Annotated in this window: 10 protein-coding genes and 1 pseudogene; 6 read left to right on the top strand and 5 right to left on the bottom strand. The window is 73.7% G+C overall.

What is annotated here, in order from left to right:
* The 3 genes from BG452_RS24910 to BG452_RS24900 all read left to right on the top strand — a co-directional run.
* A partial coding sequence (locus BG452_RS24910) for a C40 family peptidase (RefSeq protein WP_188306598.1) occupies positions 1 to 421 on the top strand: 421 nt, incomplete at its 5' end.
* Between the two features lie 155 nt (positions 422 to 576).
* Complete coding sequence (locus BG452_RS24905) at positions 577 to 1,107, top strand: GNAT family N-acetyltransferase (protein ID WP_188306597.1); 531 nt, start codon at positions 577 to 579, stop codon at positions 1,105 to 1,107.
* A gap of 41 nt (positions 1,108 to 1,148) precedes the next feature.
* On the top strand, positions 1,149 to 2,429 hold the full coding sequence (locus BG452_RS24900; protein ID WP_188306596.1) for a GNAT family N-acetyltransferase: 1,281 nt from the start codon (positions 1,149 to 1,151) through the stop codon (positions 2,427 to 2,429).
* An 84-nt stretch (positions 2,430 to 2,513) separates the two neighbouring features.
* On the opposite strand, the gene BG452_RS24895 is transcribed toward BG452_RS24900, so the two are convergent.
* Both BG452_RS24895 and BG452_RS24890 read right to left on the bottom strand, forming a co-directional pair.
* The gene (locus BG452_RS24895) at positions 2,514 to 3,314 is read right to left on the bottom strand and encodes a TetR/AcrR family transcriptional regulator (protein WP_317621213.1); all 801 of its coding nucleotides are present in this window, start codon (positions 3,312 to 3,314) and stop codon (positions 2,514 to 2,516) included.
* Between the two features lie 10 nt (positions 3,315 to 3,324).
* On the bottom strand, positions 3,325 to 3,474 hold the full coding sequence (locus BG452_RS24890) for a hypothetical protein (protein ID WP_188306599.1): 150 nt from the start codon (positions 3,472 to 3,474) through the stop codon (positions 3,325 to 3,327).
* Positions 3,475 to 3,506: 32 nt separating this feature from the next.
* Here BG452_RS24890 and BG452_RS24885 point away from each other — a divergent pair, with 32 nt between their 5' ends.
* Positions 3,507 to 4,106, top strand: a complete 600-nt coding sequence (locus tag BG452_RS24885) for a GNAT family N-acetyltransferase (RefSeq protein ID WP_188306594.1) — start codon at positions 3,507 to 3,509, stop codon at positions 4,104 to 4,106.
* Here BG452_RS24885 and BG452_RS24880 read toward each other — a convergent pair.
* Positions 4,091 to 4,570, bottom strand: coding sequence for a macro domain-containing protein (locus BG452_RS24880; RefSeq protein ID WP_188306593.1), 480 nt, complete (start codon positions 4,568 to 4,570; stop codon positions 4,091 to 4,093). The genes BG452_RS24885 and BG452_RS24880 overlap by 16 nt on opposite strands.
* 9 nt (positions 4,571 to 4,579) lie before the next feature.
* On the bottom strand, positions 4,580 to 5,836 hold the full coding sequence (locus tag BG452_RS24875; RefSeq protein ID WP_223242691.1) for an MFS transporter: 1,257 nt from the start codon (positions 5,834 to 5,836) through the stop codon (positions 4,580 to 4,582).
* A 118-nt stretch (positions 5,837 to 5,954) separates the two neighbouring features.
* On the opposite strand from BG452_RS24875, the gene BG452_RS24870 reads away from it, so the two are divergent.
* Positions 5,955 to 6,968 carry a LysR family transcriptional regulator gene (locus BG452_RS24870; RefSeq protein WP_188306591.1) on the top strand — a complete coding sequence of 338 codons (1,014 nt, stop codon included), beginning with the start codon at positions 5,955 to 5,957 and terminating at the stop codon, positions 6,966 to 6,968.
* Positions 6,969 to 7,023: 55 nt separating this feature from the next.
* On the opposite strand, the gene BG452_RS24865 is transcribed toward BG452_RS24870, so the two are convergent.
* Positions 7,024 to 7,629 (bottom strand): YceI family protein, encoded by a 606-nt coding sequence (locus tag BG452_RS24865; protein WP_188306590.1) that lies wholly within the window; start codon positions 7,627 to 7,629, stop codon positions 7,024 to 7,026.
* Between the two features lie 322 nt (positions 7,630 to 7,951).
* On the opposite strand from BG452_RS24865, the pseudogene BG452_RS45955 reads away from it, so the two are divergent.
* A pseudogene (locus tag BG452_RS45955) lies at positions 7,952 to 8,079 on the top strand (menaquinone biosynthesis protein); the annotation flags it as partial.

Here is an 8,079-nt window from a genome sequence, read left to right as displayed (position 1 = left end):
GGCCGCCGCGGCCGCCAGGGCCCAGGCGGCCCCGCCCGCCGCCCGCCCCTGGTCGGCCGAGGGCGCGGCCGCCGCCATCGCCTTCGCCAGGTCCAAGATCGGCCTGCCCTACATCTGGGGCGGCGAGGGGCCGGAGGGCTACGACTGCTCCGGGCTGACCATGATGGCCTGGCGCGAGGCCGGCAAACAGCTCAACCACTTCGCCGCCGACCAGTACGCCCAGTCCACCCCGGTCACCTACCGTCAGCTGCGCCCCGGGGACCTGGTCTTCTGGACCGACACCGGCCGCTCCGCGGACATCCACCACGTCGGCCTCTACATCGGCGACGACCAGATGATCGAGGCCCCGCGCGTCGGCATGCCGGTCAAACAGGCCAGCCTCTGGATCATGGGCACCCCGGACTACTACGCCCGGCCGTAGCCCTCGGCGCCCTCCGCCGCCGGCTCCGGGTCCAGGACGGCCGGGGCGTCGGCCCGGCGGAGGGCGGCCGCAGACGACCGGCCTGTCAGCCCCCGGGCGCCGGTGTCCGAGGCCCGCGCTAGCGTGGCCGCTCCGACCACTCCTGAGGAGGCGCCATGCGCTTGCGGAACGTCGAGGCGGGCGATCTCGAGCCCTACCTCCGGATGCGGTGCGACGCGGGGATGATGGCCGAGCTGGGCGGGCCGCTGCCGCGGGAGAAGGTGGCGGCGCGGCTGCGCAAGGACCTCGCGCTGGTGGCGGCGGACACCGCCTGGATCAAGGTGATCGCGCTGGACGACGGCGCCGGGGGCGGCGAGGCGGCGGCCGGGGTGGTCACGCTCTGGCAGGACGAGGAGGACGGCGCCGCCGTCTCCGAGATCGGCTGGATGGTGCTGCCCGACTTCCAGGGCCGCGGCCTCGCCAAGGCGGCGGTGCGCCGGGTGCTGGACGCCGCGGCGGCGGACGGCCGGTGGGGCGTGGTGCACGCCAACCCGGGGGTGAGCAACGGCCCGTCCAACGGGATCTGCCGCTCGCTCGGCTTCCGGCTGCTCGGCGAGCGGGACCTTGGCTTCGCGGACCGCGTCCTGCGCACCAACCACTGGGCGGTGACTCCGGGCGAGCACACCAGGGGATCGGGCACGGATTAATTGGGGTGCCGCCCCGGAGCCACCGCCCGTACGGTGGGCCGATGGGCAACAACACCGATCACACGGCCGTAGAGACCGTCAACGGGCTCCAGGTCCGGGCCGTATCCGTGGACGAAGTGGAGGAGTGGAACCGGGCGCTCAACTTCGGCTTCCTGCGTCCGCACGCGGGTGTCGCGCCGGAGCTGCGCCGTAGGCAGTGGGAGCCGGGCCGGATGGTGGCCGGCTTCGACGGGGACCGCCAGATCGCCACCTACCGCAGCTTCGACGTCGAACTGACCGTCCCGGGCGGGGCCGTGGTCCAGGCCGATGCGATCACCAACGTCACGGTCAGCGCCACCCACCGCCGCCGCGGCCTGCTCAGCACGATGATGCGGCGCGACCTCGCCTCGGCCGCCGAGCGTGGTTGCGCGGTCGCCGTCCTGATAGCCGCCGAGTACAACATCTACGGCCGGTTCGGCTTCGGCCCGGCCACCTGGGGCTGCGGCTGGAACATCGACCTGAGCCGCACCCGCGGCCTGCGCGAGGGCCTGCCCGGCGTGCCCGGCGGCCGGGTCGACTTCGTGACCCTGGCGGAGCAGCGCGAGTTCGGTGCCGAGCTGTACGACCGCTGGCGGCTCGCCCAGCCCGGTGCGATCGCCCGCGACGAGCTCTGGTGGGAGCGCAACACCAACGAGATCCAGGTGCCGGGCGACAGCTTCAAGGCGCCGTTCGCCGCCGTCCACCGGAACGCCGACGGCGAGGTCACCGGTCTGGTGGTCTACCGGGTCGAGAACAAGTGGGACGGCGCCTGCCCCGACGCCACGCTCACCGTGGACGAGTTCATCGCCCTCGACCTGCCCACCGCCGTCGAGCTGTGGCGCCTGGTGCTCAGTGTCGACTGGGTGCGCAAGGTCGTGGTGGAGGGCGTCGCCCCGGACGACCCGCTGCCGCTGCTGCTCCAGGACCCGCGCGCGGCCACCCCGGACGAGGGGAACACCGACTTCATGTGGCTGCGGCTGCTGGACGTCGAGGCCGCCTTCGGCGCCCGGTCGTACGGCGCGGCGGGCCGGGTGGTGCTGGAGGTGGAGGACCGGCTCGGCTACGCCTCCGGCCGCTTCGCGATCCAGGTCGCCGAGGACGGCACCGGCAGCTGCGCCCGGACCACCGACGACGCCGATCTCGCCCTCGGAGCCTCCGAGTTGGGCTCGCTCTACCTGGGCGCCGAGACGGCCCCGAGGCTGGCCGCGGCCGGACTGCTCACCGAACTGCGTCCCGGCGCGGCGGCGGCCGCCGACCTGCTGCTGCGCACTCCGCTGCGGGCCTGGACGCCGACCGAGTTCTGAGCTACCGGAGACCACGACGGCGGCGGCCGGCCCACGAACCCGCGGGCCGGCCGCCGCCGTTGCGCAACTCCAGATTCCTGAGCCCTACTTGACGGCTGTCTTGCCGATCGTCGGCAGGATGAAGTCCTGGATCAGCCCCTTGGCGTCCCGCACGATCGGCCGGAACACCCGGTAGCGCGAGAGGTTGATCACCCGGGCGGCCATCGGGGTCGACCGCCGGACGAACTCCCTGGTCCGCTCGGTGTCCTCGGTCCGGTCGAAGACCCAGTAGAGCACCACGACCATCAGGTGCAGCCAGAGCACGTCCGGCAGCAGCTCGACCAGTTCGGCGTCCAGCTTCGGCGCCAGTTCCGACCCCTGGAGGACGTCACGGAACAGGTCGACGGCCGTCGCTCGGGCCGGGTGGGACTCGTTGGAGAACGGGCTGAGCGAGCTGGTCGGGTCCGCCGCGGTGCGGAAGAACTGCGCGGCGAACTCGTGGTACGGCGCGGCGGTGTCGAGCCAGGAGGTCAGCGCGATCTCCAGCCGCTCGCCGAAGTCCCGGGTGCCGGCCATCCGGATCCGGGCCTCGGCCGCGTGGTCGTGGGTCATCCCGTCGTAGAACCCCTGGATCAGGAATTCCTTTGCCGAGAAGTAGTAGTAGGCGTTGCCGACCGACACGCCCGCCTCGGTGGCGATGGCGCGCATCGTGGTCTTCTCGTAGCCCCGTTCCTGGAAGAGCCGCATGGCCGTCTCCAGGATCAGCGCCCGGGTCGCCTCGCTCTTGTCGGTCTTGGGCTGGGCACGGCCGCCGGGCATGGGCCCGCCGTCCGTGCCGGGTGCGGCCGGGGCGTCGGCCGCACCCTTCTCGCCGTCCGTTCGGTTCGTCGCTGCCAGGTCGTCCACAGGCACGAGCCTAGCCGGAGACGACGTTCCACCCGGTGTCGGTGTTGTCGGTGCTCGCGGCACCGGATGCCCCCTCCGCATCCGGTGCCGCGCACACCGCCCCCGTGATTTCGAACGCGTTCAAAAGCTTGGCAGAACTGTAGACGTTTCGGTTGAACATGTTCAACTCCATCTCTGTGGGAGGCTCGTCACATGACCGGTTCAGGACGGATCACCATTCGGCACGGCGCAGCGCAGGACGCCGTACGCGTCGCGGACCTGCACACCGAGAGCTGGTGCGCCACGTACCGCGGGATCGTCCCCGACGAAGCGCTCGGGGACGGGCTGGCCGCCCAGCGGCGCGAGCTGTGGGAGCTGCGCCTGACAGTCGACTACGGGACGCCGGAGAACACGCCCGTGTTGCTGATCGCCGAACGGGCCGGCGAGCCGGCCGGGTTCGTCTATCTGGTGCCGCAGCCCGACGGCGGGGTGCTGGTGGACAACCTGCACGTCCGCCCTGGCCTCACCGGCGGTGGCATCGGCTGGCAACTGCTGGCCGCCGCCCGCGCCGAGGTGGCCGAGCGGCACCCCGGTGCCGGGCTGTACTTGGAGGTGCTGCGCGCCAACACCCGCGCGGTCGCCTTCTACGAACGCGAGGGCGGCGTGCGGATCAGGGCGCAGGAGGGCGTGTTCCCGGGCGGCTACCTGCTGCCCGAGTACGTGTACGCCTGGCCGGCCGCCGTCCCGGCCACGCCCGTGCCCGGGTCAACGGCCGGGCGGCCGGGCCCGGCCGCCGGTCAGTCGACGTCGTAGACCGTCACCGGCACGCCGCGCGCCGTCAGCCGGTCCGCCACCAGCGGCTCGACCTTCGCCCAGCGCCCGCCCGCCAGTCCGCAGCCGATCCGCGGCATGTGGACGGAGGCGCCGAGTTCGAGCGCGCGGCCGCCCAGGGCGGCCAGCCCGGTGTCGATGGCCTCGTACCGTACGGGCACTCCGGTGGAGCGCCCGGTCCGGATGCCGCGCTGGCCGACCAGGTTGGCCACCCAGACGTACGGCTCGACCTGCACCAGTTGCAGGCCGCCGAGGCCGAAGTCGTTCTTCGCCCGCTCCCTGTGCCAGCGTCTGAACGCCGCCTCGGGCTCGGGCCAGCGTCTGGAGAGCGCGAGCACGAAGCCCTTTCCCCAGCCGCCCAGATCGTTGCAGACGTGCGCGATCACCTTCACGCCCTTGCCCTGGGGCGCGGTGGCATCGCCTCGGACGTAGGTGATTTCCGCCATGCCTAGAAGTTAGACGGAGGCACTGACAACCCGCTCGGCATTTTCCCGCGCACCGGGCGCGCGCAGGTGCCGGCGTCCGGCCAGGGCGATCAACAGGGCGAGCGCGGCGGCCCCGGCGGGCAGGGCGTAGCCGGTGCCGGGCGGGGCGTGCTCGGCGAGCGTCCCGGCGAGCGCCGCCCCGGCCGAGATGCCGACCACGATGCCCGCGACCGCCACCGCCATCCCCTCGTTGAACTGCCTCTGCGGCAGCAGCTCCTGCACCAGCGTCATGCCGGTCACCATGGTCGGCGCGGTGGCCGTGCCGGCCGCGAACAGCGCCGCTCCGAGCACCGCCAGGCCGGCCCCGCCGAGCCTGGCGGCGAGCGGCAGCAGCAGCACCCCGGCCATCGCCGCCGCCCCGAGCAGGAAGCGGACCCCGGGCGCCCGACGCGGGGTCAGCAGTCCGAACAGCAGCCCCGCCACGCAGGATCCGGCCGCGACCAGGGCCAGCAGCGGTCCGGCCGCCGCCTTGTGGCCGAGCGCGTCGGTGTAGGCGACGGTGGTGACCTCGGTCGCGCCGAAGACCATGCCGGTGGCGAGGAAGGTCAGCGCCAGCACCCGCAGTCCGGGCGCCCGCAGCGGGGAGCCGTGCCGCTGGCCGGCCGCAGCCCGTGCGGGAAGCGGCGGTTCGGTGCGTCGCTGGGCGGCGAACAGCAGGGCGCCGGCGGTGCCGAGGGTGCCGGCGGTGAGCAGTCCGGCCTCCGGGGCGAGCGTGGTGCAGAGCAGCGTCGCGAGCACCGGCCCGGCCATGAAGCAGAGTTCGTCCAGCGCCTGTTCGAAGGAGTTGGCCAGGTGCCGGGCGGCCGGGTCGTCCCGGTGCAGGTGCGCCCAGCGGGCCCGGGCCATGCCGCCGAGGTTGGGCGCGGCGGCGCAGGCGGCCCAGCAGGCGTACAGCGTCCAGTCCGGGGCGCCGAGCCGGACGCAGAGCAGCAGGGCGGCGAGCGGGACGGCGTTGTACAGCGCGGCCGGTACGGCGACCCGCGACTGCCCGTAGCGGTCCACCAGTCGTCCGAGCAGCGGCATCCCGATCGCGCCGGTGGCCAGCCCGGCCGCCGAGACCGTCCCGGCCAGCGCGTACGAGCCGCGTCGCTCGGCGAGCAGCACCACCAGCGAGACGCCGTTCATCGACAGCGCGAGCCGCCCGAGCAGCCCGGCCAGGGTGAAGGCGGTGGCGCCGGGGGCGGCGAACAGCCGGCGGTAGGAGGCGAGGAGGGCGCGCGGGGGCAATCGGGCTCCTGGGGCACAGGACGGACGGGGGATGCGCCAAGCCTCCCGGCGCCGGCCGCCGGGCGTCCAACACCTGTTCCGCCACAACCCACAACACCGTGTTGTTAATCTGCCGCCCATGCCCCGTGACCTGCACCCCCGCCTGCTCCGCGGTTTCGTCGCGACCGCCGAGACGCTGCACTTCGGCCGGGCCGCCGAGCGGCTGTACGTCGCCCAGCAGGCACTCAGCCGGGACGTCCGCACCCTGGAGGGCCTGCTCGGCGACGCCCTGTTCACCCGCACCACCCGCAGCGTCGAACTCACCCCGGCCGGGCACCGGCTGCTGCCCCGGGCGCGCCGGCTGCTCGCCCTGCACGACGAGATCCTCGCCGCGGCCCGCACCGGCGCCGGCGCCGCCGCCCGACCGCTGCTGCTGGACCTCAACAGCGACGTCACCGGCCCGGACCTCACCGCCGACCGGGTGCTCGAACGGGCCCGCGCCGGCTGGCCGGAGGGCGAACTGCTGGCCCGCTTCCACGGCGGGCTGGCCGCGGCCGCCGCCGAACTGCTGGCACACCGGCTGGACGCCTCGTTCGGCCGCTTCGCCGGACTGCCCGCCCAGGTGCGCGGCCAACTCGCCCAGCTGCCGGTGCGGTTGGAACGGATCTCGGTGATGATGGCGGACACCCACCCGCTGGCCGGCCGCCCGGTGCTGCGCCTGGCCGAGCTGGCCGGGCACCCGGTCGACATCTGCGCGGGCAACCCGGCCACCACCGAATGGGCCGACCTCGGCTCCCGGCTGCTGCGCGAGCACGGCCTGACCGCGGCCGAGCCGTACGTCCCGCCGGTGGGCCTGGACGAGACCGCCCGCTACCTGGCCCGGCACGGCGACCCGATGCTGACCACGGTCGGCGGGCCGAGGATCCCGGGGGCGGTGAACGTGCCGCTGGTGGAGCCGGTGCCGCTGAGCCTGGTCAGCCTGGTGCACCGGCCCGGCGAGCGCCATCCGGGCCTGCGGGCGCTGGCCGCCGGGGCGGGTGAACTCGGCGCGGCCGAGGGCTGGTTGGGCCGCCCGGCGGGCAGTTGGCTGCCTGCGGCGGACGCGGCGCTGGTCGCCGCCGTACAGAACACCGCCCCCGCCCAGGGGGGATAGGCGGGGGCGGTGGGTTCAGGGGTCCGGCTTCCACGGACCCTGGGGTCGGGTCGGGTCAGGCCGCCTTGACGGCGGAGATGTCGAAGCTGAGCTTGACCTTCTCGCCGATCAGCACGCCGCCGGTCTCCAGGGCCGCGTTGTAGGTCAGCCCGAACTCGGTGCGGTCGACGACGGTCCGGCCCTCGAAGCCGACCCGCTCGGCGCCGTAGGCGTCGGTGGCGCTGCCGGTGTAGTCGAGCTCCAGGACCACCGGGCGGGTGGAGTCCTTGATGGTGAGCTCGCCGTTCATCCGGTAGGAGTCCGCGTCGAGCTGCTCGGTGGAGGTGCTGCGGAAGCGGATCTCAGGGTAGGTCTCGGCGGCGAAGAAGTCGCCGGTGCGCAGGTGCTCGTCGCGCTGGGCCTGGTTGGTGTCGATGCTGCCGACCTTGATCACCAGATCGGCCGAGGAGTTGCCCGGGGTGGCGCCGTCCAGGTGCAGCTTGCCCTCGTACTCGGTGAAGCGGCCCTTGACGTTGGTGACCATCGCGTGGCGGACCGAGAAGCCGATCTCGCTGTGCGTGGCGTCGATCGTCCAGTCGCCGCTCAGGTGCGAGAGGTCGGGGCCGGCCGGGGTGCGGACGGTGACGGGTGCGGCGGTCTTGGTGCGGCTGAACAGGCCCATGGCTCCTCCTCGGGTTCGAAGCCATTTGTTTAGGCTTCAACTTCTTGGCTCCACCGTACGACTCTTTCGTTCAAGTTTCAACCACAATCCTCGAGGAGCCACTCCGGACCCTCCGAACGGCCCACGGACCGGCCCGCCCGGCCGCCCGACGGCCACTGTCCGACCACCCGGCTAGGCTGCCGAGGACGGTTCCCGCCCGCCCCGAGAGGCCCCCCATGTTCGTCCTGCACGCGCTCTGGCGGGCGGACGGACGGCTGGCGCTCTGGGCTGAGGACGCCCGCGCCCACCCCGGCGCCACCTCACCGACCCCCCCCCCCACCGCCCCGCGGCCGTCCACCGGGCCTTCCTGGAGTCCCGCGACCTGTCGCTGGTGGAGGCTGCCAAGGTCGCCGAACAGGCCGCCCGCTGGGAGGCCTTCGGGGCGGACGTGCTGGAGCGGTACTTCAGCGA

Source organism: Streptomyces sp. CBMA123 (assembly GCF_014596465.1).
GTDB lineage: Bacteria > Actinomycetota > Actinomycetes > Streptomycetales > Streptomycetaceae > Kitasatospora.
The sequence above is the reverse complement of the archived record's forward strand: the minus strand, read 5'-3'. Positions and strand labels throughout refer to the sequence as shown.

Coding starts and splice junctions, on each gene's coding strand:
- BG452_RS24905 (WP_188306597.1), top strand. CDS start 577: ATGCGCTTGCGGAACGTCGAGGCGGGCGATCTCGAGCCCTACCTCCGG.
- BG452_RS24900 (WP_188306596.1), top strand. CDS start 1,149: ATGGGCAACAACACCGATCACACGGCCGTAGAGACCGTCAACGGGCTC.
- BG452_RS24890 (WP_188306599.1), bottom strand. CDS start 3,474: ATGTTCAACCGAAACGTCTACAGTTCTGCCAAGCTTTTGAACGCGTTC.
- BG452_RS24885 (WP_188306594.1), top strand. CDS start 3,507: ATGACCGGTTCAGGACGGATCACCATTCGGCACGGCGCAGCGCAGGAC.
- BG452_RS24880 (WP_188306593.1), bottom strand. CDS start 4,570: ATGGCGGAAATCACCTACGTCCGAGGCGATGCCACCGCGCCCCAGGGC.
- BG452_RS24870 (WP_188306591.1), top strand. CDS start 5,955: ATGCCCCGTGACCTGCACCCCCGCCTGCTCCGCGGTTTCGTCGCGACC.
- BG452_RS24865 (WP_188306590.1), bottom strand. CDS start 7,629: ATGGGCCTGTTCAGCCGCACCAAGACCGCCGCACCCGTCACCGTCCGC.